This window comes from Natronococcus sp. A-GB7 (assembly GCF_029688865.1).
Classification (GTDB): domain Archaea; phylum Halobacteriota; class Halobacteria; order Halobacteriales; family Natrialbaceae; genus Natronococcus.
The window spans coordinates 182,512-209,004 of the sequence record NZ_JARUKV010000002.1; the positions used below are offsets into that span (position 1 = coordinate 182,512).

General features: G+C 67.2%; 27 protein-coding genes. 14 read left to right on the forward strand and 13 right to left on the reverse strand.

The window, feature by feature from the left end; genetic code table 11:
- Positions 1–405: 405 nt before the first annotated feature.
- The gene (locus QA609_RS02890; protein WP_278301076.1) at positions 406–681 is read right to left on the reverse strand and encodes a hypothetical protein; all 276 of its coding nucleotides are present in this window, start codon (positions 679–681) and stop codon (positions 406–408) included.
- A 98-nt stretch (positions 682–779) separates the two neighbouring features.
- Between QA609_RS02890 and QA609_RS02895 the strand changes: the two genes are divergently transcribed.
- Entirely contained in the window at positions 780–1,811 is a 1,032-nt protein-coding gene (locus tag QA609_RS02895; RefSeq protein ID WP_278301077.1) for an LLM class flavin-dependent oxidoreductase, read from the forward strand.
- A 29-nt stretch (positions 1,812–1,840) separates the two neighbouring features.
- On the opposite strand, the gene QA609_RS02900 is transcribed toward QA609_RS02895, so the two are convergent.
- From QA609_RS02900 to QA609_RS02910, 3 genes are all read right to left on the reverse strand, one after another.
- Complete coding sequence (locus tag QA609_RS02900) at positions 1,841–2,035, reverse strand: hypothetical protein (RefSeq protein ID WP_278301078.1); 195 nt, start codon at positions 2,033–2,035, stop codon at positions 1,841–1,843.
- Positions 2,036–2,169: 134 nt separating this feature from the next.
- The gene (locus QA609_RS02905; RefSeq protein WP_278301079.1) at positions 2,170–3,855 is read right to left on the reverse strand and encodes a bacterio-opsin activator domain-containing protein; all 1,686 of its coding nucleotides are present in this window, start codon (positions 3,853–3,855) and stop codon (positions 2,170–2,172) included.
- On the reverse strand, positions 3,852–4,316 hold the full coding sequence (locus QA609_RS02910) for a response regulator (RefSeq protein WP_278301080.1): 465 nt from the start codon (positions 4,314–4,316) through the stop codon (positions 3,852–3,854). The genes QA609_RS02905 and QA609_RS02910 overlap by 4 nt, the downstream gene beginning before the upstream one ends.
- 1,603 nt (positions 4,317–5,919) lie before the next feature.
- On the opposite strand from QA609_RS02910, the gene QA609_RS02915 reads away from it, so the two are divergent.
- From QA609_RS02915 to QA609_RS02955, 9 genes are all read left to right on the forward strand, one after another.
- Positions 5,920–6,306 (forward strand): hypothetical protein, encoded by a 387-nt coding sequence (locus tag QA609_RS02915; protein WP_278301081.1) that lies wholly within the window; start codon positions 5,920–5,922, stop codon positions 6,304–6,306.
- Between the two features lie 94 nt (positions 6,307–6,400).
- Positions 6,401–6,874, forward strand: a complete 474-nt coding sequence (locus tag QA609_RS02920; protein ID WP_278301082.1) for a hypothetical protein — start codon at positions 6,401–6,403, stop codon at positions 6,872–6,874.
- 43 nt (positions 6,875–6,917) lie between these two features.
- Positions 6,918–8,021 carry a glycosyltransferase gene (locus QA609_RS02925; RefSeq protein WP_278301083.1) on the forward strand — a complete coding sequence of 368 codons (1,104 nt, stop codon included), beginning with the start codon at positions 6,918–6,920 and terminating at the stop codon, positions 8,019–8,021.
- A gap of 53 nt (positions 8,022–8,074) precedes the next feature.
- Positions 8,075–8,422, forward strand: a complete 348-nt coding sequence (locus QA609_RS02930) for a hypothetical protein (protein WP_278301084.1) — start codon at positions 8,075–8,077, stop codon at positions 8,420–8,422.
- 116 nt (positions 8,423–8,538) lie between these two features.
- Positions 8,539–8,817: a ubiquitin-like small modifier protein 1 gene (locus QA609_RS02935; RefSeq protein WP_278301085.1), complete on the forward strand. Its 279-nt coding sequence runs from the start codon at positions 8,539–8,541 to the stop codon at positions 8,815–8,817.
- 66 nt (positions 8,818–8,883) lie between these two features.
- Positions 8,884–9,654 carry an AzlC family ABC transporter permease gene (locus tag QA609_RS02940; protein ID WP_278301086.1) on the forward strand — a complete coding sequence of 257 codons (771 nt, stop codon included), beginning with the start codon at positions 8,884–8,886 and terminating at the stop codon, positions 9,652–9,654.
- Positions 9,644–9,964: an AzlD domain-containing protein gene (locus QA609_RS02945; protein ID WP_278301087.1), complete on the forward strand. Its 321-nt coding sequence runs from the start codon at positions 9,644–9,646 to the stop codon at positions 9,962–9,964. Before QA609_RS02940 ends, QA609_RS02945 begins: the two co-directional genes overlap by 11 nt.
- Positions 9,965–10,083: 119 nt before the next feature.
- Positions 10,084–10,350 carry a hypothetical protein gene (locus tag QA609_RS02950; protein ID WP_278301088.1) on the forward strand — a complete coding sequence of 89 codons (267 nt, stop codon included), beginning with the start codon at positions 10,084–10,086 and terminating at the stop codon, positions 10,348–10,350.
- A complete protein-coding gene (locus tag QA609_RS02955; RefSeq protein WP_278301089.1) occupies positions 10,350–10,712 on the forward strand; it encodes a hypothetical protein in 363 nt (120 codons plus the stop codon). Before QA609_RS02950 ends, QA609_RS02955 begins: the two co-directional genes overlap by 1 nt.
- 177 nt (positions 10,713–10,889) lie before the next feature.
- Here the strand turns inward: QA609_RS02955 and QA609_RS02960 are convergent, their stop codons facing one another.
- Together QA609_RS02960 and QA609_RS02965 are read right to left on the reverse strand one after the other, a co-directional pair.
- A complete protein-coding gene (locus QA609_RS02960; protein ID WP_278301090.1) occupies positions 10,890–11,084 on the reverse strand; it encodes a DUF1328 family protein in 195 nt (64 codons plus the stop codon).
- 84 nt (positions 11,085–11,168) lie between these two features.
- Positions 11,169–13,025, reverse strand: coding sequence for a bacterio-opsin activator domain-containing protein (locus tag QA609_RS02965; protein ID WP_278301091.1), 1,857 nt, complete (start codon positions 13,023–13,025; stop codon positions 11,169–11,171).
- 102 nt (positions 13,026–13,127) lie between these two features.
- Between QA609_RS02965 and QA609_RS02970 the strand changes: the two genes are divergently transcribed.
- Positions 13,128–13,313 carry an HVO_0649 family zinc finger protein gene (locus tag QA609_RS02970; RefSeq protein WP_278301092.1) on the forward strand — a complete coding sequence of 62 codons (186 nt, stop codon included), beginning with the start codon at positions 13,128–13,130 and terminating at the stop codon, positions 13,311–13,313.
- 83 nt (positions 13,314–13,396) lie between these two features.
- Here QA609_RS02970 and QA609_RS02975 read toward each other — a convergent pair whose 3' ends face one another.
- Positions 13,397–15,277 (reverse strand): rhomboid family intramembrane serine protease, encoded by a 1,881-nt coding sequence (locus tag QA609_RS02975; protein ID WP_278301093.1) that lies wholly within the window; start codon positions 15,275–15,277, stop codon positions 13,397–13,399.
- Between the two features lie 127 nt (positions 15,278–15,404).
- Between QA609_RS02975 and QA609_RS02980 the strand changes: the two genes are divergently transcribed.
- A complete protein-coding gene (locus QA609_RS02980; protein WP_278301094.1) occupies positions 15,405–16,505 on the forward strand; it encodes an archaeosine biosynthesis radical SAM protein RaSEA in 1,101 nt (366 codons plus the stop codon).
- A 2-nt stretch (positions 16,506–16,507) separates the two neighbouring features.
- On the opposite strand, the gene QA609_RS02985 is transcribed toward QA609_RS02980, so the two are convergent.
- From QA609_RS02985 to QA609_RS03005, 5 genes are all read right to left on the reverse strand, one after another.
- Positions 16,508–19,600, reverse strand: a complete 3,093-nt coding sequence (locus tag QA609_RS02985; protein WP_278301095.1) for a PAS domain S-box protein — start codon at positions 19,598–19,600, stop codon at positions 16,508–16,510.
- A 118-nt stretch (positions 19,601–19,718) separates the two neighbouring features.
- The gene (purQ, locus tag QA609_RS02990; RefSeq protein ID WP_278301096.1) at positions 19,719–20,411 is read right to left on the reverse strand and encodes a phosphoribosylformylglycinamidine synthase I; all 693 of its coding nucleotides are present in this window, start codon (positions 20,409–20,411) and stop codon (positions 19,719–19,721) included.
- Positions 20,412–20,544: 133 nt separating this feature from the next.
- A complete protein-coding gene (gene purS / locus QA609_RS02995; RefSeq protein WP_278301097.1) occupies positions 20,545–20,796 on the reverse strand; it encodes a phosphoribosylformylglycinamidine synthase subunit PurS in 252 nt (83 codons plus the stop codon).
- 82 nt (positions 20,797–20,878) lie between these two features.
- Positions 20,879–21,250, reverse strand: coding sequence for a rhodanese-like domain-containing protein (locus tag QA609_RS03000; RefSeq protein WP_278301098.1), 372 nt, complete (start codon positions 21,248–21,250; stop codon positions 20,879–20,881).
- Between the two features lie 184 nt (positions 21,251–21,434).
- Positions 21,435–22,640, reverse strand: a complete 1,206-nt coding sequence (locus tag QA609_RS03005; protein WP_278301099.1) for an FAD/NAD(P)-binding protein — start codon at positions 22,638–22,640, stop codon at positions 21,435–21,437.
- 171 nt (positions 22,641–22,811) lie between these two features.
- Here QA609_RS03005 and QA609_RS03010 point away from each other — a divergent pair, with 171 nt between their 5' ends.
- Together QA609_RS03010 and QA609_RS03015 are read left to right on the forward strand one after the other, a co-directional pair.
- On the forward strand, positions 22,812–23,282 hold the full coding sequence (locus QA609_RS03010) for a hypothetical protein (RefSeq protein WP_278301100.1): 471 nt from the start codon (positions 22,812–22,814) through the stop codon (positions 23,280–23,282).
- Between the two features lie 145 nt (positions 23,283–23,427).
- Complete coding sequence (locus tag QA609_RS03015; protein WP_278301101.1) at positions 23,428–24,762, forward strand: metallophosphoesterase; 1,335 nt, start codon at positions 23,428–23,430, stop codon at positions 24,760–24,762.
- A gap of 5 nt (positions 24,763–24,767) precedes the next feature.
- Here the strand turns inward: QA609_RS03015 and QA609_RS03020 are convergent, their stop codons facing one another.
- Positions 24,768–26,447, reverse strand: a complete 1,680-nt coding sequence (locus QA609_RS03020; RefSeq protein WP_278301102.1) for a nucleoside recognition domain-containing protein — start codon at positions 26,445–26,447, stop codon at positions 24,768–24,770.
- Positions 26,448–26,493 lie beyond the last annotated feature (46 nt).

The following is a 26,493-nucleotide window of genomic DNA, read 5'->3' on the forward strand; positions in this document are numbered from 1 at the left end:
GCGAGCCGTCGCCCGATACTGCGCGAGGTCGTCGTGAGCAGCGCGAACGAAGGCCTGTCAGAGTGTACTCTGACAGCCGATTCGCTCACTCCCTGCGGTCGTTCGCTCATCCCTCGCGCAGTATCTCGAACGGACCTCACTGTCGCTCGAGCCAACTCGACAGCACGCGCCACGCCAGACAATCCGGACGGTCCGAACTGGGAGCCTCGGTCATTGTTCGGCAAAGAATCCCCTATCAACCACCGTCAGCGTCCCGGACACTCCTTCAACAGGTGCTCTCGATAGATCGGTGCGGGAACCTGCGAGCCGCAGTACTCGCACTCGAGTCGGTCCACAGTCGGGCGATCGGTCACGCTCTGCAATACCCTCCACAACGGAGTAGCCGTTTCGACCCCACCCGACGGCTCACTCGCGGATCGATGGCACGAGATCCAGCGAGACCGCGGCGATCGCGAAACCGAGGACGACGAGGGCGAGGCTGACAACTGCGCCGGTCGTCCCGGCCGCCTCGAGCAGCCCGCGGACGCCGGTCGCGACGAACAGTAGGGCGAACCCGAGCAGCGCGACGGTACCCGCGACGTCGAGCAGCGCGTCTCTAACGGCGGCGCGGACGACGGCGTACAGTTCCTCGCGATCGCCCTCGTTCACCGTTCCGCCGTCCGGTTTCGGCTTCGTTCCCATATCCACTGACGCGTTTCGAGGTGTATAAGTTTTCGAGAACGAACGCTCGAGAGCGGTCGACCGAACGGTTATTCAGTCCGCGCCTCCGACCGACCGTCGTGAACCTCTCGATCGTCGACCTGGCGCCCGTTCGGGACGGGGAGAGCGCGACCGAGGCCTACGAGCACACCACCGAACTCGCTCGAGTCGCCGAGGAACTGGGCTACGAGCGGTTCTGGGTGGCCGAACACCACGGGCTGGCCGACTCGATCGCGAGCACCACGCCGGAGGTGCTGATCGCCCACCTCGCCGCAAAAACCGACGACATTCGGGTCGGTTCGGGAACCGTCCTGCTGAACCACTACAGCCCGTTCAAGGTCGCCGAGACGTTCGCCTCGCTGGACGGGCTGGCGCCCGGTCGGGTCGACCTCGGGCTGGGTCGCGCGACGGGGATGCCCGAAGTCGACCGCGCGCTGGGTACCGAGCGTCGCAAGCGCAACCCCGACCAGGACCACCGGGAGAAGGTCGAGGCCGCCACGAGCCATCTCTACGACGGGTTCGAGGCGGGCCACCCCTACGCCGACATCCAGCTGCCGCGCTCGGCCGATGACGTCCCCGAGGTCTGGGTGCTCGGCTCGAGCCCCTCGAGCGCCGAGATCGCCGGGGAGCTCGGTCTCAGATACTGTTTCGCGGCGTTCATCCGCCCACGGCTCGCCGAACGGGCGTTCGAAACCTACCGAAACAGCTTCGATCCCTCCGCGTTCGGCGCCGGACCCGACGAGCCTCGGGGAATGCTCGCGGTGAACGCGGCCTGCGCCGAGACCGACGAGGAGGCCGCGCGGCTGCGGGCGACGGCCGAGGCCTCGTACGAGCGGATGCAGCGCGGCGTTGTCGGCTCGCTGCCGCCGGTCGAGGAAGCGATCGACGAACTCGGCGGCGTCCCGGAGCCGACGCCGAGCCCACTTCCGGACGGCGAGTGGCCGCGCTCGATCTCGGGAAGTCCGGAGACCCTGAGCGACCTGTTCGAGCAACTAACCGACCGGGTCGGCGTCGACGACGTGATCGTTCAGAACCTGATCGCCGATCACGAGGACGTGATTCGCTCGCACGAACTGCTCGCGGAGGCGGCCGAGCTCACGGTCGCGCGTTGACCCGGCTCGGCTGGGTTGAAACCGCGCCGTTACCAGTGGGCCACCAGATTGGCCAGATCGGCAGCGATCGCGAACGGTAGCAACAACACTACCGCCGCGTACACGAGAGCGACCAGGAAGGTATCGCGGACGCTTCGGTCTAGGAAGTCCTCCGACGTCAGTGAGTGACGTACCGAGCCGAGCAGCGTCTTCGTTTCTCCGAACACCTGTCCGGTTCTGTTCATCGTCAGTGCTCACCCCCGTGACGGGATCTCATAGCAATACTCACCCTGATCTGGGGGATGGACACCAATAATTGTACTCATTGCATTACGAAGGTGTTCGGTTACGGGCGGATCGGTCTGGCCGACCGATCCTATCACTCTCCGAGTACTGAATCGAAGAACTTCCGTTCCGAGGTCCGCAGATGCTGGTTGAACGTCGCGGGTGAGATGCCGAGTCGGTCGGCGATCTCCTCGCCGGTACTCTCGCGGGGCCAGTCGAAGTAGCCCGCGAAGTAGGCGGTCTCGAGAGCGGCCCGCTGCTTTTCCGTGAGGTCGCTCTCGAGGACCGACTCCGAGCCTGACTCCGAGCGATCGCCCCGTTCGGTCGTCCGCTGGGCGAGGTAGGTGACGTCCGGGCGCTGTTCTTTGAGCAGTTCGATCATCTGACGGGTGTCCCGACCCCGAGGGAGTTCGACGACGAAGCGGAACTCGCCGTCGGCGATCGTCGCGGAGGCGACCCGACCGCCGTGGGTCGCGATCGTCTCGAACAGCGAGACCGCCGTCGGCGCGACGAGCTCGAACTCGAAGTAATCTTTTCGGGCCGAGAGGATCCGCGCGTCGCCGAGCCCGTCGGTCTCCTCGATGGTCTCGAGGAACGTCTCCTGCTCGAGGTCGGACGCGGAGCCGTAGACCAGCAGCGTCTCGTCGCCGTGGATCATCTGGTCGAACCGGATCGTACACGACTCCTCGGTGGAGAGAGCGACCAGCTCCGGGGCCATCTCCCCGATCCGGAACTCGAGTTCGATGACGGCATCGCTGACCAGTGCGTCCTTGCGCTCGATGGCAGTGATCGCGTGGGCGATGACGTCGCCGATCCGCGAGAGGATCGTCGCCTCGGCGTCGGTGAACGATCGGCGTGATGCCGAGTAGACGTTCAACACGCCGTAGACGAGGTCTTCGTGGACGATCGGGATCGCGACCGACGATCGGTAGCCGCGGTCACTCGCGGCCTCCTGCCACGGACTGAACGTCTCGTCGGTCTGTGTGTCCTGGGCGATCTGGACCTCGCCAGTTCGGATCGCCGTCCCCGAGGGACCCTGGCCTCGCTCGTCGTCCGGGTCGGCGGTGACCTCGATCTCCTCGAGGTAGCCGTCCTCGACGCCGGCCGCCGCCGTCGGCTCGATCCGGTCGCTCCCGGGATTGACGCTGCCGAGCCAGGCGAACCGGTAGCCGTCCGACTCGACGAGCCGGTCACAGACCTCCTGTTCAAGCTCCGCGCGGGTCTCGGTCGTGATCACCGCGTGGGTGATGTCGTGGCCGATCCGGTTGAGGCGGTTGAGCGCCTCGAGCTGTTCGCGCTGGCGTCGGCGCTGTCGCTCTTGGTGGGCCCGCTCGATCGCGTGGTGGATCGTCCGGATCAGCAACTCGTCGGTGACCTCGTCTTTGACGAGGAAGTCCTGGGCGCCGCTTTGAATCGCCTGGACGCCGACCTCCTGGTCGCTGACGCCGGTGAAGACGACGATCGGCGCCTCGTCGGCGACGTCGCTGACCGTCTCGAGGGTGTCGAGGCCGCGACTGTCCGGAAGGTTCAGATCGAGGAGGACGAGATCCGGCGGCGACGACGATAGCGTCTCGAGACCCTCCTCGAGGTGGTCCTCGTGGATCACCGTCGGCGCCTGGTTCGTCGACTCCTCGGGGTTGACCCGCTGGGTGAGTTCGGTCGCGTCCCGGAGCATCTCCTGGATCAGCCGCGCGTCGCCGGGATTGTCCTCGATCAACAGCAATTCGAGCGTGCCGCCGACCTCGGTGTCGTCGCCCGCTCCGGAGACGGCGTCGTTCATTGAACGTCCTCCTCGGGTGGCAGCCGGACCACGGAGAACCAGAACTTCTCGAACGCGCGGACGGTCTCGATGAACTCGTCGGGGTCGACCGGTTTCGTCAGGTAGGCGTTCGCGTGGAGCTCGTACGATCTGGCGATGTCCTCCTCGGCTCGCGAACTCGTCAGGACGATCACCGGGATCGACTGGAGCTCCGGATCGTCTTTGAGGTCTGCGAGCACCTCCTCGCCGTCCTTGCGAGGGAGATTGAGGTCGAGTAATACGAGATCGGGCCGCGGCGCGTCCTCGTACTCGTTTCGCTGGTGGAGAAAATCCAACGCGTCGCTGCCGTCCGAGACGGTGTGCAGGTCGTTGTCGATCCGACCCTGCTTGAACGCCTCTCGAGTTAGACGGACGTCACCCGGATTGTCCTCGACCAGGAGCAGCTGTGCGGGTTCGGGGGTGTGCTGTCCTGATTCGCTCATTGGTGTTTAGTTAGTACTCGACGGTCGTTTCTGCTTCGGTTTCGTAGGTGGAGGGGAAGCACCGACGCGGTCCTCGAGTCGCGTTCCGCGTCCGAACTCACGGAATCCGTCTCGAACCCGCAGCGAGCGCAACTGTTCGGAAGCAAGGTTACCTTCTGTTGTCGACGAAGACGGATATACGTGCGGTCTTCGCATGCGAAGACCGCGTTCCGAACACGGCGGACGTATCCTCGACCCCACCCATTCTGGGTGGGAGAACCGCTCGGCTGGACTCGCATTCGCTTTGCGGGTGGTTCCGTATCGTGGCATGAGCTGTATCAGTTAAAAGCGGTCCGTGATGCCGACGAACGCGAGTCTCCGCGACGCCGCTCGACTCGGGTGCGGCGGATGAGCCGAGCGGGCCGTGGCTCGAGGGAGTCCGAATCGTCGCGGTTCAGTTATCGGTGGTGACGGCTCTGCTCCCTCGAGACGGGGTCGCGCGGTTCGTTGCGTGAAAGCAGCGCGAAACCCACGATCGAAGTCGCGGGAGCAGACGGGAACGCGTGACTTCCATCTGTGACGAGACCCACGGCTTCGGTCGTGGGAGATCGTTCTCGGGGATGCGGTTCCGTTCGCAGTCCGTCGGTCCACCCAGTGTCGTCGCCGACGGGGCAGCCGGGCGAGTGCGGTGTGGCTCGACGAACGACGCTGGCGACTGTCGGTGGAGGAGTCCGACGTCGTGGACGCGTTCCGAATCGCTGGGGCCGGTTCTCCCTCCGGCGCGTGCGAGCGGCCTCGAAGTCTGCGTGCTCGCACCGGTCCCCACGATGGGACGACACGGTTCCGCAGGGATGGAAGACTCTACAATAAACTAAATATCGCGATAGAGAATCGGTTGCGGCGGTGCAATCCGAAGCGTTCCGCGTCCACTTGCTCCCTGCTACCAGCGATTGGGATCGCGCTTCGACTGCCGCCCTCCGAAACCAGGTATCGACCACACGCCGGACTCAGTCGCGATCCCAGCAGTCCGCTCCGGAGTGTGGACCATCAGTCTCGTCGAACCAGCGACTCCGTACAGCTCGGGACGAGCTCTCTCCCAACCCAGTACTCACCATCGGACTGCTCGACGAAATACGCGCTGAGGTGAGGTTCGGAGCCCGCGTCGGCGTCGTAGAACGGTAGCTGTGACAGCGTCGTACCGGGTGCGTCGTACTCGTCCTCGCTGCCCTCGAGCGGGTCCCGATATCGCCGACCGCCTCTCGGACGAGTTCGTGTTCGAGCGCGGACTCGCGTTCGTCGACCACTGCTGTGTCGTCGAGAATCCGCTCGAGTCCCTGTACTGTGCGTAGAGGGTGCTTCCCTCGTATCCCTCCCGGCTGATGCAGCCGACCATCGACACAGCGCCGACACCGGCGATCGAAGCCACCGGCTGCCTTCCGTCCGAATTACACGTCGGGTTTGATACGTGATGTGTTTGCCTCGTTCTGGTCTCGAGCCGAGACGGCTCCCGGTTTCACGGTTCTCGCGTTCGGAGCCGTACCCCGTGGCTCCCTCGCCCCGTCCGAACGGTGCCACCGTGTGGCTGGCTAGTGGTTTCATACCGGTCCCGTTCGTACGGCCACCCATGGACGAGATCTCACTCGGCGTACCGGAACCGCTACTCGAGCGACTGCCCGAGGACGACACCGCCGCCGCAACCGACATGCAGGAGGCGGTCGGCGGCTGGGAGCGACAGCTCAACCGCGTGATCGAGGAGTCCGAGGACGAACGCGAGGCCGCCGGTCGGATCCTCGAGGCGGTCGAGCGCTTCGAGGACCGGTATCAGACCTACGACGAACTGGTCCCGGAGCTGCGGGCGTGGGGCCAGTCACCGATCTACGCGATCGCGTGGCGGACGCTGTACGCCGACGTCGTCGCCCAGCTGTACGAACACGACGACCTCGGCGAACACTTAGAGCGAGAGCGAAACGCCCGGCTGGTCGAGGACGGAATCCGGCTGCAGGACCTCTAATCGGACCGTCGAAGCGTCCGATCGCGTGCGCATCCGTGTGCAGAGTCCGCGGGGACCCGCAAGGGCTTTGCTCCCGTACTCGATACCTGAGAGCGTGGCCTCGACCGACGACCCCCGCGAACCGCTCGATCTGACGACCCGCGTCCGCCGCCGCGTCCTCCCCACGCTTCACCGCGTCAAGGAGCCCCTGGGCGGGTTCGCGACCTGCGTCCAACACCCCGACGAGTACGTCGGCACCGTCGACCGAAGCCTCTCGTCGTTCCGATCGGACCTCGAGACGATGTCGTTCGCCCCCGAACCCGTCGCCTCGCTGAAGGTCCACCGCGACGGCCGGCTCTCGGCCGGCAGCTGGGTACGGCGACCGTCGCCGCTCTCGAGCCGGCAGCTCCACGTCGCCCTCTTCAGGAACGGCGTCGAGGAGATCGAGGTGTTCGCCCACCGCGAGTACTCCTGGCTTCGCCATCCCTACAGACACTACACCGCCGAGGGGTGGGACACTGACGGCGGCGTGCGACGAATGCGAGCGCTGCTGTCGGACCACGGCGTAACGTTCTCGGTCGAACGATAGTCCGGCAGAACGGCTATACCGACGGCCGAGAGAGTACGGATCGATGGTCGAGACGGTCGCGGCGTTTACGGATCTCTACCTGCCGACGGTAAACGGCGTCACGTACACGGTCTCGCTCTGGCGCGAACGGTGGAACCGCCGCCGGACGTCGATGGACGTCGTGTTTCCCGAGACGGACGGCTACGAACCCGGCGACGGCGAGTACGCGGTTCCGAGCGTCGAGGCGCCGCTGTACCCCCGGTATCGGCTCGGGTGGCCGACGCCACCCGACGACCTCGACGTCCCGGATGTCGTCCACGTCCACACCCCCTTCACACTCGGCGTCGCGGGCGTTCGCTTCGCTCGAGCGAACGACGTCCCGCTCGTCGCCTCGTATCACACGATCCTCGAGGGGCGCGTGCCGGATCTGGTCTCGAATTCGCTGGTCGAGCCGGGACGGCGGCTCTGTCGGGCCTACGAGCGAGCCTTCTTCGCCCGGGTGGATCACGTCGTCGTGCCGACGTCGTTCGCCCGGCGACACCTCCGGGAGTCGGTCGGCGCGGACGTCGAGGCGACCGTCGTCTCGAACGGGATCGACACCGACCGCTTCCGGCCGACCGATCCCGAACCCCTCCGCGAGCGCTACGGGCTTCCCGACGGACCGCTGCTCGGATACACGGGGCGTCACGGCCCCGAGAAGAACCTCGAGGAGGCGATCGACGCCGTCGCGGGAACCGACTGCACTCTCGCTCTGGCCGGAGACGGCCCCGCTCGCGACGCCCTCGAGCGTCGGGCGGCCGAAACCGGAGCCGATGTCCGCTTTCTCGGCTTCCTCGATCGCGAGGAGCTGCCGGCGTTTTACTCCGCGCTCGACGCGTTCGTCTTCCCGAGCCCGGTCGAAACCCAGGGGCTGGTCGCGCTCGAGGCGACCGCCTGCGGAACCCCGGTCGTCGCGGCCGACGCGGGCGCGCTGGTCGACGGCGTCATCGAGGGCGAGACGGGTTATCGCTACGAGCCGGGCGACCTCGAGGCGTTCCGGTGGGCGATCCGTCGCACCCTCGCCGAGAACGACCGGCTGCCGGATCTCTGTCGGCGCCGCCGAGCGATGCTTTCGGTCGAACACTCCCTCGAGCAGCTGGCGCGGGTGTACGACGGGCTTCGGGAGTGATGGTATGCGAACGCACCCCAAGCGTTCAAATCCCGTGACTTCCTACGACGGGTATGGAGTTTGCCGTCTCGCGCGAAGGTACGACGCTCGTTACGTTACACGGAGGAAGCAACACGACGGCCCGCAAGGACGCGGCCGCGGAGCTCGAGGAAACGTTCGAGTCGCTCGCGGCCGAGGGAACGGTCGCCGACTGGGCGATACCCGACGCCGAGGTCCACGAACCCCCGTCGGCGCCGTTCGATCCGTACACGATCGCGGTCGAGTTCGACGTCGTCGTCACCGTCGAGGCCGACGATGCCGAGGAAGCGGGCGAGCGCGGCGCCGAGGCGATCGACGCGGCGCTGGCCGAGGCGGGCGTCGACTCGATCACGTACCGATCCTCGCCGACGGCGTCGGCCTGAGACGAACTGTACCGGTTTCGCGGCGCGATCGCAGTCCGCTCGCAGTTGCGCCGGAACTGACGTACGGCGGTCCCACCGAGAGCCGGACTTATGGTCTCGGCCTCCGACCACCCGGTATGGAACTCGACCTGCGATTCTTCGCCACCTTTCGCGAGGCGGTCGGACAGAAGGAGCTGACGTCCTCGTTCGAGGAGGGCACGACAGTCGGCAACGTCCTGGGCGTGCTCGAGGGCGAGTACGACGACCTCGAGGGGGAGCTGCTCGAGGACGGCGAGATCCGTCCCCAGCTGAGCGTGCTGAAAAACGGCCGCGACGTGGTCCACATGGAGGGGCCCGACACCGCCCTCGAGGAGGGAGATACGCTGTCGGTGTTCCCCCCGGTCGCGGGCGGATAGTCGGCGCGACGGCCGAGACCGGTTTCGAGAGGGACTTATACGTCGTTCCCGGAGTCTCGGGTGGTGATGGAGAACGAGACGGAGACGAACGCGAGCGACGGCGACGCCACCGGAGACGCGACGGGAGTCTCCGGTTCGACCGACGGCGCAGAGCCGGTAACGTTCAGCTGGCGGGGGATCCGCGCGGGACTGGTCACCTGCGTCCCGGTCGCGTTCGGCGTCGCCGGCTACGGCGTTGCGTTCGGCGTCCTCGCGAATCAGGTCGGGCTGAGCGTCGCGGAGGCGGCGCTGATGAGCGCGCTGGTCGTCGCCGGCGCCTCCCAGATCGTCGCCGTCGAGCTCTGGGCCGATCCGATCCCGATCGCCGCCATCGTCGTCACGACGTTCGCGATCAACCTGCGATACTCGCTGATGGGCGCGGCGCTCCAGCCCTGGTTCAAACGACTGTCGGCCTCGAAGGCCTACGGCAGCCTGTTTTTCATGGCCGACGAGAACTGGGCACTGACGATGCGGGACTTCCGGGCGGGCAACAGACGCGGCGCCTTCCTGCTGGGCAGCGGGATCGCGATCTGGACGTTCTGGGTCGCGTCGACGGTCGTCGGCGCGCTCGCGGGCGAGACGATCGGCGATCCCGCGCAGTACGGGGTCGACTTCGTCCTCGCGGCGGTGTTTCTCGCGCTGGCGGCCGAGCTCTGGGAGGGGCGGTCGTCGCTCGCGCCGTGGATGGCGTCGCTCGGAACCGCGGTGATCGCCGCCGAGGCGCTTCCCGGTCGGTGGTACATCCTGCTGGGCGGGCTCGCCGCGGCGGTCGTCGAGGTGATCCGCCATGATCGGTGACGGCGCGCTCTCGCTCGAGCCGATCGTCGTCGCCGTCGTCCTCGCGATGGCCGTCGTCACCTACGCCACCAAGACCGGCGGGCTCTGGCTGCTCAACCGGATCGAGGCGAGCGAGCGCCTCGAGGCGGCCCTCTCGGTGTTACCGGGGGCGATCGTGATCGCCGTCCTCGGTCCCGAACTGGCGGCGGGCGGCCCGGCCGAGTGGGGCGCCGGCGTCCTCGTCGTCGCCGTAATGTGGCGCACCGAGAGCATCCTGCTGGCACTGTGTACCGGCGTCGTCTCGGTCGTCCTGCTCAGAGGGCTGCTCTGAGGCGGGCTGCTGTGGCGGTTTCCCGGAACGACGGCAGGGTGACTCGCAGTCTTCGGAGCTAACGCACGGAAGTCCGAACGAGCGACGAGGTTTATTTTCCCGGCGATCTAACGAAGGGTATGGCAGAACGAACGCGGGTCGAGCGCTCCTTTCGTGGCATCTCCGAACGACTCGCGAGACGGTACCTGACGAACCTCGGCGGGGAGCGAGTCGACGACGAGACCGTCGCTGGGGAGGACTGGACGGCGTCGCTCTCCTCGGAGACGGTCGGCATCGGCCCGTCGCTGACGCTGACGGAGGTGACGGTCGTTTTCGAGGGTGATCCCGACGCGCTCGACGGGCTGATCGAGGACTTCGCACAGAAGGCGATGCGCGCGGGTGGCTGATGGCGGGGGAGCCGATCGAGGGACAGATCCTGCTGCTCACCGCCGCGAAGGCGAGCGTCACGCCGACGCAGCTGCCCGATCTGGTGGACCTGGCCCAGAAGCGGCTGGCGGCCGACCGCGAGCGCTACCGCCGCGAGTACGAACGCCTCTACGAGGGCGACGGGTTCGAGGCCTTTGCCGTCGAGACGGGCCACTGGGCGGAGCTGGGGGCGGAGCTGGGGATGAGCGATCGCGAGCGATCGGCCGTCGAGCGCGCCCACGAGGAGCAGCTGCTGCGGATCGGTCGACGCACCGATCGCGAGGACGAGCTCGAGACCGCCCTCGAGATCCGCGAACCGGTGTTGATCGGGACTGACGAGTAGGTTCGGTCTTCGAAGGCCGATCCTCCTCGAGATCGGTATGCGAAGGCTACCGAACAGAACTCGTCGATCGGCAGCTGCGAAAGAGCGGCGGCAGTCGGCGATCTGGATCCGCGGTGGCCACGGACGTCCCGACCCGTCGTGCCGACGGGACCCTCATCGAGCCGACGACGCGGCCGACTACAGCAGGAGCGCGATCACCGCGAGGACGATGAAGATCAGAACGAAGATTCGCGCGATCTCCATCGAGACGCCCGCGACGCCACCGGCGCCGACTGCGGCGGCGACGAGTGCGAGGACCATGAAGATGACTGCCCAGTAGAGGAAGTCGACGCCGCCGATCTGGAGCGGGACCGCCGTTGTGAGTTCGTACATACTGATAGATCCCACGCCAGCCAGTATAAACGTCGGTGTCCGTCCACGGCCCTTCGGTTCGGTAGGAGGGGAGTATCGGCGGTCTCAGTCGTCGCCGAAGAACGCTCGACACAGCTTCGCCTCCGCGCCGCGGAGGTGTTCGTGGAACGTCGGTCGCGAGACGTCCATCGTCTGTGCGAGCTCCTCTCCGGTCGTCGGTCGGGGCCACTCGAAGTAGCCCGCGAGGTAGGCCCGCTGTAACGCGGTGAACTGCCGATCGGTGAGCGACGCCTCGAGCCGCGAGGCGAACTCGTGGCGGGAGCGACCCTCGCTCTCGCGCTGGCGGAACGAGATGACGTCGGTCCCGGTATACCGGTCCTCGATCGCCTCGATGACCGAACGGACGTTCGCCGACCGCGGGATCTCCAGCGAGAGGCGGACGCTGCCGTCCTCGCCTTCGATCGTCTGGGTCCGAACGCCCCGGTCGGAGAGCCAGCCGACCGGGTCGTCCTCGTCGTTCAGCTCGATCAGACAGCTCCCCTCGTGTTCGACCAGCACCTCCAGGGAGACACCGGAGAGATCGGCCGCGGCTGCTCGAAGCTCCTCCGCGCTCGCTCCCTCGGCGGTGAACAGCGACGCCGTGCCGTCACCGGTGCGGTGGACCGAGCGGCGGTACTCGAGGCGGGCGTCGGTCGCCGTCGACAGCGCGACGATGGCGAACGCGGGATCGGTGAGATCGATGTCGACGGCGACGACGGCGTCGGTCGCGAGCGTGCGACTGGTTTCACGGGCGTTGACGCCGCTTGCAACCGCGCGGGCCAGTGCCGAGAGGATCACGGACTCGCGGTCGTCGATCGGTCGGTCGCGGTCGGTACAGACCGTCAACACGCCGTAGTCGATCCCGTTGTACCGAAGCGGGAACGAGGCGTGGGTGGTGTCGCCGTCGCCGTCGACGGCGACGGCGTTCGTGTCGAGGGCCGCCACCGCCGGGTGGTCGTCGCCGATCGAGGACCCGTCGACGGGGACCCCCGCCCGCTCTCGAACCTCGATACGTTCGGTCGCCGGATCGCGCTCGCCGATCCAGGCGCCGTCGTAGGCCTCCTCCGCGGCGATACGCTCACAGACGGCGGCCTCGAGCTCCGACCGGGAGGTCGAGCCCGCGACGACGTCGGTGACGTCCTGGATCAGCCCCTGGACCCGCTCGAGGAGGAACTCCAGCTCCTCCGTTCGGCGCTCGAGCTCGAGTTCGGCCTCCTTGCGGGGGGTAATGTCGTTCTGGAAGCCGACGTAGTGTGTGACCTCGTCGTCGCCGTTGCGGACGGGCGCGATCGTCACCTCGTTCCAGAAGGGGGTGCCGTCCTTTCGGTAGTTGACGAGCTGGACCGTGACGGGGCGTTCCTCGTCGATTCCCGCGCGCATCTCGGCGATGGCCTCCGGGTCCGAGTCCTCACCCTGCAGGAGCCGACAGTTGCGCCCGACGACGTCCTCGTAGCCGTAGCCGGTGATCTCCTCGTAGGCCTCGTTGACGTAGACCAGCGGGTTGTCCTCGCGGTTCGGGTCGGAGATGGTGATCCCCACCGGCGCCTCGTTGATCGCCCGATCCTTGACCGTCCGGTCGCTCGCGGGCGGTTCCTGCTCACCGAGGCGTTCGAACGCGATCGTCGCTCCCGTCTCCCCGCGGTGGATGCGGACGTCGTACTCCGCGGTCTCGAGGGAGACGTGGCGGGCCGTGCCGACCGTCGTCTCGGTCAGGGCGGTCTCGATGCGCTTCCAGTGCGAGTCGAGGACCGGTTCCGGATCTCTCGGGAGCGCTCCCTCCTGAAGGTCGAACTCCGCCCGAGCCGCCTCGTTCGCGAACGTGATCACCCCGTCGGTTACTGCCAGGACGGGATCGACGAACCACTCGAGGGCGCTCGCCGCGGTTCCACCTCCGGGCTCGTGTGTCTCGCTGACGCTGTCCATATACCCCCGTACGAAGGCGACGCCTAAGAACCATGCTGGTAGGATCGACCTATCAACGAAACCGTAATGAACGTTATAACTTATCACGTTATATGCTATCACATGTCCGTCTATCAGTCTCCGTTCGAACGACTGCGGGAGAAGTTCGACGACTCCGAGCTCGAGTGCCGACACTGCGGCTACCGCGACGATAGCGGCTGGAACGTCTCGACGAGCGGTAGCCGCGTCCAGTACCGGTTCGTCTGTTCGTCCTGTGAGGCCGTCGAGACGAGGGAGATGCGGCTCTGAGTCCGCTTCTCTCGGTCGACACCGGGTCCGTCGCGGACTCCCTTACCGCGATCCGGTGAACCGGTTCGGGATCGCTCGATAGGCTACCGGTCCTCGAGTTCCTCCAGTTCCTCCGCCGCTTCTTCGGCCGCGTACCGTTCCTGCTGAGCGATCTGTACCTCCGTCCCGTCGGTTTCGACGATCACTCGTTCGATCCCGTCGGCTTCCTCGGTCGAGACCTGTAGGTCGCCGACCGTCGCCGTCTCGTTGGCCGACGGGATCGCCGTCTCCCCGACGTCGGTGCCGTCCTCGGTAACCCGGAGCAAGAACGCCTCGTCGTCGGGCACGACGTGGAACGTCTGCCCGTCGACCGTCGCGTGGGCCCGAACCGGATCCGAGACGAACGACCGTGTCGTCTCGTCGTCGACCTCGAGGTCGACGGCGTAGGCCGTCTCGTTGCCGGTGACATCCCAGCCGGTTCGCTCGACGGCGATCGTTTCGCGCCAGCCGAACCCGCCGACGTCGACGCTGCCCTCGCCGGCGTACTCGAGCAGATCGGACCGGACGGTGACGGTCGAAATCTCGCGATCGGCGTTGACGAGTACCACCCCGTCACGTCGGGTTTCGGACTCGTTCGCGCCGTCGACGTCGACGATCGAGTCCTGGCCGATCGTCGCGTTTTGCTCGTAGGTCACGGCGTACCCCTCGACCTCGACCTCCCCGGCACCCGGGACGGCGTCGTCGCCGACGACCGTCAGGCCGAACGGGATGCTCGGCACGGCGACCAGCAACGTTAGCACGCCCAGACAGGCGATCGCTGTCTGGCGCCGAGAGAGCGGACTCGAGAGCACCCGGTCGGGAACGACCGACGGCAGCGCCGGCAACGCGAGCAGCGCCGCGACCAGTAGCACCGTTCCCAGCCCGAAGAGTACCGGCTGGCCGCTCACGAGGAGCCCCACGGTGCCGATCAGGGCGACGAGCGCGAGGACCGCGAGCCACGCGCCGGCGAGCCGACGACGAGTCGACCGCTCGATCGGCAGCACCCTGGGGAGGGGGCGATCGCTACCCGCGACGGCGACCGTGGTGCCGAGCGCGAGCGCGAGGACGAGCACGACCCCGGCACCTCGGTAGAGAGCGAACACGTCCTCGGCAACGGGGAAGACGAGCAGCCAGAGCGACTGGACGAGCCCGAACAGGGCCGTCGCGAGGACGAGGCGGGTAGGGCTCGGTCGGCGGGACCGACGCTGCAGGAGGGCGATCCCGAGGAGCACCCCCACCAGGAACCCCAGCAGGTGGGCCTGAAAGCCGATCCCGGCCCACTCGGGCGGCGTCGGCGGTCCTCGTTCGACGGCCTCGCGAACCACCGGCTGTGTCAGGGCCTGGTACAGCAACTGGAGTCCGCTGGATGCGAGCACCCCGACGACAGCAGCGAGCGGATACGTGACGAGAGCAAAGCCCGCGATGGCGAAGACTGCCCCGGAGAAGCCGAGCCCGGGTCCGAGCGAGAAAAACGCCGTCAGATACGCGGCGGCGAGCAACGCGGCCGGAAACGCGACGACCGCACGGAACCAGGGACGCTTCAACAGCCCGGTGTCGTCCGCGTTGGTCGCAGTTCGGCGCGAGGGGTAGTGCCCCCACGCGTACTCCGCGATCGGGGCGAACGCGAGCGTCCCGGTCATGTTCGCCACCAGGTGTTCGGGCGAGCCGTGGGCGATGCCGGCGGTGAGCCAGCCGGTCGGGTAGAGGTACGACCACGTGATGAACGGGTAGGTCAGCGGCTCGCCCCAGTGGCGGAGCCCGCCCTGGGCGAACAGATAGAACGCGACGACGATCCCGACGGTGAGGAGCGTCCCCCACGGAACGCCGTAGACGAACCTGTCGGCGACGAGCGCCCGCCAGCGGTCACGTCCGCCGTAGCGCCACGTAAAACCGATCGCGACGAGAACGAGCATCGCGAGAGCGACCCGTGTCGGTCCGATGGGCATCGTCCGTTGGTTGTCAGACGGACGATGTAACTGTTCGGTCCGGTCGCGGCGTTGCCACGTACCCGCCGCTCGACCTCCGACGGTCCAGACGAAGGCGCTTTAGGCACCGGACCGTTTTGTCCGCACAATGAGTCACCCCACGCCCGACGTCTACGAGCAGGGCAAGGGCATGGACGCCCACAACCAGGTCATGCGCGAGATCCGCTCGCGCAAGGAGGCCAGCTACGACCCCCACGAGCCGACCCGCGTCTGGCTCGACGAGGACAACACCCCCAACGGCGTCAAGCGGAGCCTGACGATCATTCTCAACACCGGCGGCTGTCGGTGGGCCCGCGCCGGCGGCTGTACGATGTGTGGCTACGTCGCCGAGAGCGTCGACGGCGGCAGCGTGAGCCACGACGCCCTGATGGACCAGATCGACGTCTGTCTCGCACACGAGGAGGAAAACGGAGACGAGCCCGCAGACCTCATCAAGATCTACACCTCGGGCTCGTTCCTCGACGAGCGCGAGGTCGGTGCGAAGAGTCGACGGGCGATCGCCGACACCTTCGCCGACCGCGAGCGGATGGTCGTCGAGTCGCTGCCCGACTTCGTCGACCGCGAGAAGATCGCCGACTTCACCCGCCACGGCGTGGATACGGACGTCGCGATCGGTCTCGAGACGGCAACCGACCGGGTCCGCCACGACTGCGTGAACAAGTACTTCGACTTCGCGGACTTCGAGGACGCCTGCGCCGAGGCCGCCGCGGCGGACGAAGAAGCAGGCAGCGACGCCGCTGCCGGAATAAAAGCGTATCTCCTGATGAAGCCGCCGTTCCTTACGGAGTCCGAGGCCGTCGCGGACATGATCTCCTCGGTCGAGCGCTGTGCCGCCGTCGACGGCTGTCACACGGTCTCGATGAACCCCTGTAACGTCCAGCGCTACACGATGGTCGACGACCTCTACTTCGAGGACGGCTACCGGCCGCCGTGGCTCTGGTCGGTCGCACACGTCCTTCGCGAAACGGTCGACGTCGACGCGATCGTCGTCTCCGATCCCGTCGGCCACGGCTCGGATCGCGGCCCGCACAACTGCCAGGAGTGTGACGACCTCGTCCAGAAGGCGATCAAGGACTTCGACCTGCGCCAGGATCCCTCGGTTTTCGAGCAGGTCTCCTGTGACTGCGAGCTGACCTGGGAGGCCGTGATGGAACGCGAGCGGAGCTTCAACCAGCCCCTGACCCGGTAGACTCAGTCTCGAGGAGGATCAGTAGCGTCCGAACCGGCCCGGGGTAGATCGAGCGTGACGACGGTCCCCCGCGGCTCGTTGTCGACGATGGACAGCCGGCCGCCCGACTGCGAGACGGCCCAGTTGACCAGCCAGAGACCGAGGCCGTTCGTGTGCCGGAGCTGGGTGATCTCTCGGTCCTCCCGGAGCAGCTCCCGCTCCTCGGGTGGAATACCGGGGCCGTCGTCGGCGACCGACAGCGTCACCAGATCGTCCGCCGGCCGATCGCGGACCGTGACCTCGACGGTGGGATCGCCGTCGTGGTGTTCGACCGCGTTCTCGAGGAGCTGTTCGAACGCCGTCTCCAGGTACTCTCCGCCGGAAGCCGGAGCCCGTTTCGGTATCGAACGCTCGATCTCGACGCTCTGCTCGGCGTTCTCGAGTCGGTTCGTCGCTCGTTCGGCGAGTGCGGCGACGTCGATCGGCCGGGTGTCGGCGCCATCCCGGTTGAGCGTCCGTTCGACGGTTCTGGACTTCTCGGCCAGCGAGGTGAGTTCGTTCGCCCGCTCGCGGATCGTCTCGACGCGTGCCGCGGCCTCCCCGTCGACTCGATCGGCGAGCAGGTCGGCACAGCCGTCGATCACGTTCATCCCGTTTCGCAGATCGTGTCGCAGTACCCGGTTCAAGATCTCGAGGCGCTTTCGTCGTCGTTTCTGCTCTGTCACGTCGGTGTAGAGCGCGAACGATCGGTTCCCGGCCTCGCCGAGTTCGATCGGGACGAGCCGTAGCATGAACTCGCGGAAGCCGTCCGCGGTTCGGCGTCGCACCTCGTCCTCGACGACCGATCCCTCGGCGCTACAGCGGTTGATCGCCTCCGCCGGGTCGCGATCTTCGGCGGGAACGATGTATGCGTCGAGCGAGTTACCGACCAGCGTCGTCTCCTCGTACCCGAACGTTCGCTCGAACGCGGGGTTGACCGCCTCGACGATCGGCTCCCCGTCCCGGTGGCGGACGCTGGCAACGGCGTCGGGCACGTTCTCGAACAGCGCCGCGAACCGATCGCGTTCGGCCTTGACTACCGACTCCGACTCGAGTTGGTCCAGTCTGTCGGTGACGTGAGAGAGCAGCAACTCGACTAACTCCTCGTCGTGTCGATCGAACGCGCTCGGCGTCCGCGAGGCCGCCTGGAAGACGCCGTGGTCACCGATTGGGGCGCTCAGTATCGACATGTAGGCGCCGGCGTCCGCTATCCCGTCCTGGCAGCTCTCGACATCGTCGATCCGGTACGTCTGTCGAGTTCGGTAGGTCTTCCCCGCGATTCCCGCTTCGATCGGCATCCGGTCGGCGTAGTCCGCGTCGTCGAGGTGCGAGGAGAGGGCGACCTTCACGAGCGAGTCGCCGACCGCCCGATCGACGACGCAGACGTCGAACTCGAGGACGTCCTCGGCCGTCTCGACGATCAGCTCGTATATCTCCGCGGGACGGCGACAGTCGTCCAGCCGGGAGGCGACCTCGTGGAGGCTCTCGATCTTCGCCCGGCGCTCCCGGAGCTCGCGCTCCATCCGCTTGCGGTCGCTGATATCGCGGACGACGCCGACCGATCCCTCGAGATCGCCGTCCGAACACAGCAGTCGCGTAGTCGCCTCGCAGGGGATCCGTTCGCCCGACCGAGTCACCACGGTCACCTCGTAGGTCGCGGCGTCCCCGGCTCCCGGCTCGAGCTCTCGAACCCGCTCACGGGCTCGATCGGCGCTCTCTGCGGTCAGCACCGTCGAGAACTGCTCACCGACGAGCGCCTCCCGGTCGTAGCCGGTCACCGACGCGAGCATGTCGTTGACGGTGACGAACCGTCCCTCGCGATCGGCCGCGTACACGCTGTCGCCGACGGCCTCGACGACCGTCTTCGCGCGCTCGAGCTCGCGCTGGCGCGCCGTCCGATCGAGAGCTGCCTCGGCGGTCGCGGCGAGCACTCGTATCAGGTTCATGTCGGCAGCCTCGAGCTCGCGTCCCGCGACCGAACAGACCGACAGCACGCCGTGCTCGCCCAGCGGGTAGACGATCGCGTTTCCGAGGGGGAACTCGAGATAGTACGGAAGGCGTTCGGTCGAGGCGTCCTCGACCACCATCGGCTCCCCTCGTTCGTAGACCTCCCAGAGGAGGCCGTCGCCCGGAGCGACCGGCGACCGATCGACGCTGTCGTCGGCCAGTCGCGAAGCCGTCGCCGCGAGCTCGAGGCGCTCGTCGTCCTCGCCGGCGAACCTGACGCCAGCCAGTGATCGATCGAGGACGCTCCCGGTCGCATCCATGACGATCTCGGCGATCGTCTCGGGCGAGGACGCACCCACGAGCCGACGGGTGGTCTCCTGAAGCGCCTCGAGAGCGTTCGCCCGTTCGAAATCATCGGTGATGTCGCGGGCAAAGGAGAGCACGCGAACGACCTCCCCGTCCTCGATCAGCGGGGTGTTGACCCACTCGCAGATGACCTCGGTTCCGTCCTTGCGAACGTTTTGGGTAACGGTCCGGGACGATTCCTCGAGGTCGGCCTCGACGAGCAGTTCCCAGTGAGTCGAGACGTCGTCCCGGTCGCGCTCGCTGACGACGAGCTCGAACGCCGACGTTCCGAGCGCCTCCGTTCGGTCGTAGCCGAACAGCTCCGTCGCGGCGGGGTTCCAGCTCGTCGCCTCGAACGACCGATCCCACTCGATGATCGCGTGCGGAGACTGTTCGACGAGCAGCTCGAACCGGCTCGAGCGCTCGTCCGATCGCGAGTTGGAGCCGGAATCGGAACGCAACGCCGCGAGGCGCGAGCGCAGCGTCTCGAGCCCCTGAGACTGAGGCACGTAGCCGTCGGCACCGGCAGCGATCACCTCGCCCGCCAGCTCCTCGCTGCCGGCCGACGGAAAGGCCACCAGCGGAACGTCGGGTCGGCGGCTCCGGATCACCGAGCAGAGCTCGGGACAGCTCGTGTCGGGGACGGTATCGGTCGCCACGACGCAGTCGGCGCTCTCGAGTCCCGCCAGGCAGTCTGCGAGCGTCTCGACGACCTCGTCGAAGACGCCGTCGACGTTCGGCGGAACGCCCGACCCGACACAGACGACGCGCGTTTCCGTATCCATAGCCCGTTCTCCGCGATAGTCGGGATCGTCCGCCCTGTCGTTTCGGACGGGGTGACCGACACGTTCGGCTAACTGTATAGAAATCACACAGATAAGCAAATAAGTATGTCGGCCGCAGTTATAGTTCGCCGGCTGCAGACTCGAACCCGCGGAGGATCCCCTGACCGTCCGTCGGTCCGACGTCCGGCAGCGTGGCCCGTTCTGGATGTGGCATCAACACTGCGACCGTCTCGCGCTCGCCGAGCAGGCCGGCGACCGCACCCTTCGACCCGTTGGGGTTCGCGTCCCCGCCGACCGAACCGTCGGCGTCGCAGTACCGAAAGAGGATCCGATCGTCGGCCTCGAGCTCCGCCAGTCGATCGTCGTCGATCTCGTAGCGGCCCTCGCCGTGAGCGATCGGCACCTCGATGACCTCGCCCTCCTCGTAGGCGGCCGTCCAGGGCGTGTCGGCGCGCTCGACCCGGAGGTGGACGGGCTCACACTGGAACCGGGCGCTCTCGTTGGTCGTAAACGCGCCCTCGGTCAGTCCGGACTCACAGCCCACCTGGGCGCCGTTGCAGATCCCTAACACCGGGACGCCGTCGGCGGCCGCCTCGCGCACCGCTGCCATGATCGGCGAACGCGCGGCCATCGCTCCCGCGCGCAGGTAGTCGCCGTAGGAGAACCCGCCCGGCAGGACGACCCCCGACGTTTCCGCCGGCAGGCCGTCCTCGTGCCAGACGATCTCGGCGTCGATTCCCAGATGCTCGAGGGCTCGCTCGGCGTCGCGGTCGCAGTTCGAGCCGCCGAATCTGACGATGGAGACCGTCACACGAACCACCTCGAATGGTTCGTGTGAGCAGAGAGTGGGAGGCGACTAACGGAAGCGGGAACGACCGTGGTCACAGTCGCCACCCCGCGGTGTTGCGACCGACGGTCTCGATCGTCGTGATGGAGACCGTCATCTACCGCTCGTCGACCTCCACGTCATAGTCGTGGATGGTCGGGTTCGCGAGCAGTCGTTCGGCCATCTCGTCGGCACGCTCGCGGGCGCCGTCGGCGGAGTCAGCCTCGAGATCGATCTCGAAGCGGTCGGCCGATCGCAGCCCCTCGAGTTCGAAGCCCAGTCGCTCGAGGGCCTGCTTCGTGGTCTCGGCCTCGGGGTCGAGGACGCCGCGTTTGAGTCGAACCGTCACCGTCGCGGTGTAGGCCGTCATTATCTGATACCCCGTAACCGTGCTCAAAAACGCTTTCGGCTTTCGCCTGGAATCCACGTTCGTGAATACCGGCGGAACGCCCTCAGGGAAGTAGTCGGCCGACCGCCGTCCGAAGGCGGTAGCCGATCGAGCCCTTCCGATAGCCGTTCCAGCCCCGCATCCCGCCGGCCAGGGTCACGGCGTCGTACCCCTCCTCCTCGAGGACGGACGTCGCCTTTCGGGCGACGATCCCGGCCTTGCAGACCGTGACGACCGTCCCGTCGTCGGGCACCTCCTCGAGCGATCGTCGGAGTTCGCTCTCGTCGCCGCGTCGCAGATCATCGTACACGGGGACGTTGTGACTCTCCTCGATGTGCTCGCGTCGGTAGCTCTCGGCCGGTCTGATATCGAGGACGTAGGGGGCGTTCCCGCTCGAGCGACGGGCGTCTAGCTCCGGCGGGCTAATCTTGCTCATGTGGCGCAATACCAGCCAGTGTACAAAACGACACGGATACGCGCTCGAGTCGCTTCCGGAACGCGTTCGCGCTACGTCGACGGCTCGTAGACGTACGAGTGGCGGATATCTACGTCGTAGATCGGAACCCGGACGGACCCTCGTTCGCTCGAGAGCCAGACCGGCCGCCCCGCGCTCGAGCGGCTCAGTCGGCCGGCGCCATCGGCTCTCTGCGACTCGAGATCGGTTCGACCAGTCGGTCGGCCGCCCGTCGCGCGCCGGCGACGTTTCCCGCGAACGGACCGACGGTACCGGCCGCCAGCGCGCCCGTGACGAACACCGGGGATCGAGTGCCGTCGGTGCGACGCCACGCCAGCGTCTCGTCCTCGAGCACCGGCATTCCTCGATACCCTCGCTCGAGTCCCAGCTCCTCGGCGACCCGGTCGACGAACGGGTGGTCGAACACCGGGGCGAACCCGGTCGCGAGGACGACCCGTTCGGCCGAACAGCAGCCGCCGTCCTCGAGCAGCAGTCGCACGCTGCCGTCGACCGCGCGGGCGGACTCGACCTCGCCGATCCGGGTTCGCAAGTTGCCCGCGTCGACCGCCGAGTCGAGCCGCTCGAGCAGCGTCGGCGGGACTGTGGCATCGTTGCGTGCCTCGCGGACGACCTCGAGGCGCCTCTTCGAACCGGGCGGGTGACGGTGGAGGTGGCGCTCGACGTGGGACCAGTTGATCCAGCGTGGATCGGCCTCGATGGCCGCCTCCTCGAGGTCGCGTCTCGAGAGCAGCGTCACGGGTTCCCGGTCGGCGAGGCAGGTCGCCAGCTGGGCCGCGGTGACCCCGCCCCCGACGACGACCGTCTCCTCGGCCCGACGGTCGGGGTCGAACCCGTCCCAGACGTGGCTGATCCCGTCGACGCCCTCCGCCCAGTCGGGGGTTCGGTACCGTCCGCCGCGTCCGATCGCCAGCACGCAGGTTCGGGTTCGGATCGGGCCGTCGTCGGTCTCGAGGACGAGTCCGCCGTCCTCGCGTTCGCTCACGGCGTCGACCGCCGTCTGCCGGTGCAGCGCCTCGAGGCTCTCCCGGTCGATAACCCGGTCAGCGTAGTCGAGAAACAGCGACAGCGACGGCCGACGAGGATAGCCCGGCGTCGGCAGGAGTTCGTCCTCGCGGCCGCGAGCCTCCGCGAAGCTCTCGAGGCCGAACGGCTCGGTGCCGACGTGGTGGACGAACGTCGAGCGCATCGCGTCCATCTCGCAGGCCCGGGCCTTCCGTCGGAACGAGGCCAGCAGCCGCTCGTTCGGGTCGACGATCCGAACGTCCTCGCGCTCGAGGTCGGTGTCCTCGAGCAGCCGTTGAACGAGGTAAGTCCCGTGGATTCCCCCGCCGACGATGACGCAGTCGTACATACGAACCGGATACACCCCATTATTACTTTAGAGCTTTGCTTTGATAATACTTGTTTAGAAGCGCGATACTGGTAGCAATATTGCGAGCGATCCGGCGGGAACCCGTCGGTTGCACGGCTCCGTAGCTGTGGGGTTTTCGTCGGTGGATCGCGTAGTTCCGCAGCGAGTGTTATGTCGGAAGAATCCCTCGCCGATCGGTTCGGAACCTACCAGCGCCGGTTCGACAGGCTCGACGCGACGATCGCCGCGTACATGGACCGCTGGGGAATGCCGGTGTTGCGAGCCGCGGTCGCCGTCGTGTTCGTCTGGTTCGGCGCGCTCAAGGTGTTCGGCGTCTCGCCAGCCGGCGAACTCGTCGCGGCGACGGTCTACGTCGTTCCGCCGGAGCTGTTCGTTCCGGTACTGGGCGTCTGGGAGGTCCTCATCGGAATCAGCCTGCTCTACCGTCCCCTCATCCGGGTCGGTATCTTCCTGCTGGTCTTCCAGCTTCCCGGCACCTTCCTCCCGCTGATCCTCGTTCCGGAGGCGGTCTACGTCACGTTCCCGTACGCGCTCACGGTCGAGGGGCAGTACATCATCAAGAACCTCGTCATCATCGGTGCCGCGCTCGTGATCGGCGGCACCGTCAGAGAAGATACGTAATCGTCAGACGCCCGATCCACGTGAGCACGAGCTAGCATCGATCGTGCTCGACCGTTTCGGACTCGTCTCGGTACCGGTAGCACGAACGAACTGTCATGTGGGCCGGTACCAAGAAATATGCGATCGGGACGGGTCCGTACGGGAAATGAGCGAGGACGCCGACGATCCGGTCTACTACGTGATCAGCGACCTGCATATCGGCGGCGACGAACAGCTCGAGCACGTCGACTTCCTCGAGGAGCTACTCGGCTTCCTGAAGCGACTGGAGAACGGCGACGAGAACGCGGAGTTGATCATCAACGGCGACGCCTTCGGCCTCTGGGAGTTCACCGAACTCGAGGGAACGGCGAAGCTCGACGAGTTGATCGACCGCTACCCCGAGCTGTTCGAGCAGCTCCGCGCGACCGGCGAGTCCGTTCCGATCACGCTGCTTCCGGGTAATCACGATCACGAGCTCGCGGCCTACGACGAGTACGCCGATCGGCTCGCCGCGTACAACGTCGACCTCGTGCGGGCGCTGTCGATCACGCGACCGGTGGGCGGCCGCACGATTCACTTCGAACACGGCCACCAGCAGGATCCCAACAATCGGATCGAGGATTTCGGGAACCCCCACGCGACGCCGATGGGATACTTCTACAACACCCACGTGACGAGTCGCGCCGGGCGACTCTCCGATCGCGGGCGGTACAACTGGCTGAAGGACGTCCAGGCGGTGACGCCGACCGAGCGGATGCCAAACTGGCTGCTCTCGAAGTACTTCTATCGCGAAATGAACCCCCTCCTGCGGTACGCGGCCATTCCGTTCTTGCTGTTGCTCAACGTGAGCGTCATCCTCGCGATCTTCGCGGGGCTCGATCTTGCAGGTGCCTGGACGATGCCGGTCGACGCGGTCGACGCGTTCCTCGCCCGGTTCGGGCTGGCCGGCGCGGCCGTCCACCTGCTGCTCGTGATCAACGCGGTCGTCGGTGGACTGCTGTTGCTCGTTGGCGTTCCCCTGTACCTCTTCGCCAGGGACGCGAGGAAGACGGTCGACCGATTCGGCGTCGTCGAAACCGATCTCACGGTCGATCCGGAACAGCCGTACAGGGAGGCGGCCCGCGAAATATTCGCCGACCGACCGGAGACGGCGGTGTTCTGTTACGGCCACACGCACCGACCGGGGATGGCGACGGTCGACGGCGGGTTGCTCGTCAACACCGGAACGTGGCTGAAACGCCTCCACCGTCGGGACGTCGTCGCCGGCCACCTTCCGCCCGTTTTCTATCCGTCGTACCAGCTGTGCGTCGTTCGCATCGCATCCGAGGACGACGACGTCGTCGTCGAGTACGAAAGAGTCGAGAAGTCGAGCCCGACCGCGTCGGAGCTCACCCTGACCGAGCGACTCCTCACGCTGGGTCGAGAGCCGAACCCCGAACTTCCCGGGCGGGCGGTCGTCGAGAGCGACGCTCCCGAGCCCGCGGCGGACGTCCTCGAGTGAGCAGGTCAGAACAGCAGTCGCCCGGTCCACGCGAGCGCGAGCGCGAACGCGACTGCCGCCGCGGCCTGGCGAGCGAGCATCCTCGCTACGAACCGGGCCGAGACCTCTCGAGCGACCGTGATCGCGGTGACCAGACAGGGCAGGAGGACGCCCGCGAGGTAGACCGCGACCAGCACCTGGAGCGGCGAGAGCGCGGCGATCCCGCTCGCGTCGGCGGTCAGCAGTGCGATCCCGTCCTTGCGGATCGAGGCGAGGACGATCGGCAGGGCGGCCTCGGCGGGGAGGCCGAAGGCGCCCATCGCCGGCACCAGCGCGTCGCCGAGCCGTTCGAGGACGCCGACGTACTCGAGCAGCGCCGCGACGACGCAGATCCCCGCGAAGACGGGTAAGGCGGTGGTGAGGAAGCTCGCGAGCGAGGATCTGGCCTCGCGCCAGACCGCGCGCGGGCGGGGCCACTCGAGGAACGTGCGTCGATCGACCGCGAGCGACGTCGTCCGGGCCTCCGGCGGAGCGATCAGGCGAACGTAGAGCAGCGTCGTCGCGACGAGCACGGCGAGGTAGGGGACGACGAGCCAGCTCATCCCGACCGCGGCGAAGACCGCGAGCGTGGCCGGAAACTGGTAGGAGCAGGCCGCGCCGAAGGAGATCGCCGAGATGGTGGTACAGCGGGTGCAGTCCGAGCAGCTCCGGGTGCTCGTCACGGCGGGGACGTTACAGCCAAAGCCCATCACGACGCGGACGAGATCCCTACCTGTCAAACCGACGCGGCGCATGACGGGATGGAGCGCGGTCGTCACCCGCGTGACGAGCCCGCTGGCCTTGTACGCGCCCATGAACAGGGCGAAGATGAGCATCGTCGGCAGCGCCCAGACGAACAGGAACGGTCCCATCGCGAGCAGTCCGTAGTCGCTGACGAACGCGGCCGCCACCGGCTCCGGCAGCGGTGTCGCCTCGATCCATCCGACGGCGGGCTCGAGGGCCGCGCCGACGATCGGGTCGAGTTCGCCCGCGACAGTGTTGGCGAACCAGACGGCGACGATGGCAGGAAGGAGGAGAACGAGCGCGCTCGCGATCGGACCCAGGTACGGGCGCTCGAGGATCGTCTCGGACGGCTCGATCTCCCAGCCCGCGTGGGTCGTCGTCTCGACGGGAAACGAGCCCGCGTAGCGAAGCGCCTCGAGGACCGACCCGACATCGGCTCCCGCCGCCGGGTCCGCGCCGGGAGCGACCCCGCCGTCCGCAGCTACCCGCGTCAGTCGTCGGGCGTCGACGGGGACGACCGGGACGCCGAGATCCGACTCGAGCGCGGCGATCGTCCCCTCGGCGTCGTCGGCGTCATCGATCCGGTCCCAGTGGGTGACGACCACCGCGCCGGGACGTCCCTCGACGAGGGGCAACAGGTCCTCGAGATCCCGATCGAGATCCGTCGCCGGGACGACGAGGACGACCCGGTCGGTCGCCTCGAGTTCCGCCAGCGCTTCGCGGGTCGTCTCGCTGTCGGCCTCGAGAGTGATCCCCGGCGTGTCGACCAGCTCGAAGCCGTCGGTTCGGTAGACCTCGCTCGAGACGGTCGATCCGCCGACGTTCTCGTCGGCCGGCTGCGAGCCGGTGAGGCCGGCCGCGAGCGCCGACTTGCCGACGCTCTCCTTGCCGATCAGGACGAGACGCTCGCGGTCCGCACTCATCCGCTCACCTCCTGGCGCCTTCGGAGCGGGGCCTCGAGTCTACGGG

Excerpts from the sequence above, each read along its gene's own strand:
- QA609_RS02935 (WP_278301085.1), top strand. The coding sequence starts at position 8,539 with ATGGAACTCGACCTGCGATTCTTCGCCACCTTTCGCGAGGCGGTCGGA.
- QA609_RS02925 (WP_278301083.1), top strand. The coding sequence starts at position 6,918 with ATGGTCGAGACGGTCGCGGCGTTTACGGATCTCTACCTGCCGACGGTA.
- QA609_RS02910 (WP_278301080.1), bottom strand. The coding sequence starts at position 4,316 with ATGAGCGAATCAGGACAGCACACCCCCGAACCCGCACAGCTGCTCCTG.
- QA609_RS02905 (WP_278301079.1), bottom strand. The coding sequence starts at position 3,855 with ATGAACGACGCCGTCTCCGGAGCGGGCGACGACACCGAGGTCGGCGGC.
- QA609_RS03015 (WP_278301101.1), top strand. The coding sequence starts at position 23,428 with ATGAGCGAGGACGCCGACGATCCGGTCTACTACGTGATCAGCGACCTG.
- QA609_RS02965 (WP_278301091.1), bottom strand. The coding sequence starts at position 13,025 with ATGGACAGCGTCAGCGAGACACACGAGCCCGGAGGTGGAACCGCGGCG.
- QA609_RS03000 (WP_278301098.1), bottom strand. The coding sequence starts at position 21,250 with ATGAGCAAGATTAGCCCGCCGGAGCTAGACGCCCGTCGCTCGAGCGGG.
- QA609_RS02915 (WP_278301081.1), top strand. The coding sequence starts at position 5,920 with ATGGACGAGATCTCACTCGGCGTACCGGAACCGCTACTCGAGCGACTG.
- QA609_RS02960 (WP_278301090.1), bottom strand. The coding sequence starts at position 11,084 with ATGTACGAACTCACAACGGCGGTCCCGCTCCAGATCGGCGGCGTCGAC.
- QA609_RS02985 (WP_278301095.1), bottom strand. The coding sequence starts at position 19,600 with ATGGATACGGAAACGCGCGTCGTCTGTGTCGGGTCGGGCGTTCCGCCG.
- QA609_RS02940 (WP_278301086.1), top strand. The coding sequence starts at position 8,884 with ATGGAGAACGAGACGGAGACGAACGCGAGCGACGGCGACGCCACCGGA.
- QA609_RS02945 (WP_278301087.1), top strand. The coding sequence starts at position 9,644 with ATGATCGGTGACGGCGCGCTCTCGCTCGAGCCGATCGTCGTCGCCGTC.
- QA609_RS02930 (WP_278301084.1), top strand. The coding sequence starts at position 8,075 with ATGGAGTTTGCCGTCTCGCGCGAAGGTACGACGCTCGTTACGTTACAC.
- QA609_RS03010 (WP_278301100.1), top strand. The coding sequence starts at position 22,812 with ATGTCGGAAGAATCCCTCGCCGATCGGTTCGGAACCTACCAGCGCCGG.
- QA609_RS02890 (WP_278301076.1), bottom strand. The coding sequence starts at position 681 with ATGGGAACGAAGCCGAAACCGGACGGCGGAACGGTGAACGAGGGCGAT.
- QA609_RS02975 (WP_278301093.1), bottom strand. The coding sequence starts at position 15,277 with ATGCCCATCGGACCGACACGGGTCGCTCTCGCGATGCTCGTTCTCGTC.
- QA609_RS02950 (WP_278301088.1), top strand. The coding sequence starts at position 10,084 with ATGGCAGAACGAACGCGGGTCGAGCGCTCCTTTCGTGGCATCTCCGAA.
- QA609_RS02970 (WP_278301092.1), top strand. The coding sequence starts at position 13,128 with ATGTCCGTCTATCAGTCTCCGTTCGAACGACTGCGGGAGAAGTTCGAC.
- QA609_RS03005 (WP_278301099.1), bottom strand. The coding sequence starts at position 22,640 with ATGTACGACTGCGTCATCGTCGGCGGGGGAATCCACGGGACTTACCTC.
- QA609_RS02900 (WP_278301078.1), bottom strand. The coding sequence starts at position 2,035 with ATGAACAGAACCGGACAGGTGTTCGGAGAAACGAAGACGCTGCTCGGC.
- QA609_RS02980 (WP_278301094.1), top strand. The coding sequence starts at position 15,405 with ATGAGTCACCCCACGCCCGACGTCTACGAGCAGGGCAAGGGCATGGAC.
- QA609_RS02955 (WP_278301089.1), top strand. The coding sequence starts at position 10,350 with ATGGCGGGGGAGCCGATCGAGGGACAGATCCTGCTGCTCACCGCCGCG.
- QA609_RS03020 (WP_278301102.1), bottom strand. The coding sequence starts at position 26,447 with ATGAGTGCGGACCGCGAGCGTCTCGTCCTGATCGGCAAGGAGAGCGTC.
- purS (WP_278301097.1), bottom strand. The coding sequence starts at position 20,796 with ATGACGGCCTACACCGCGACGGTGACGGTTCGACTCAAACGCGGCGTC.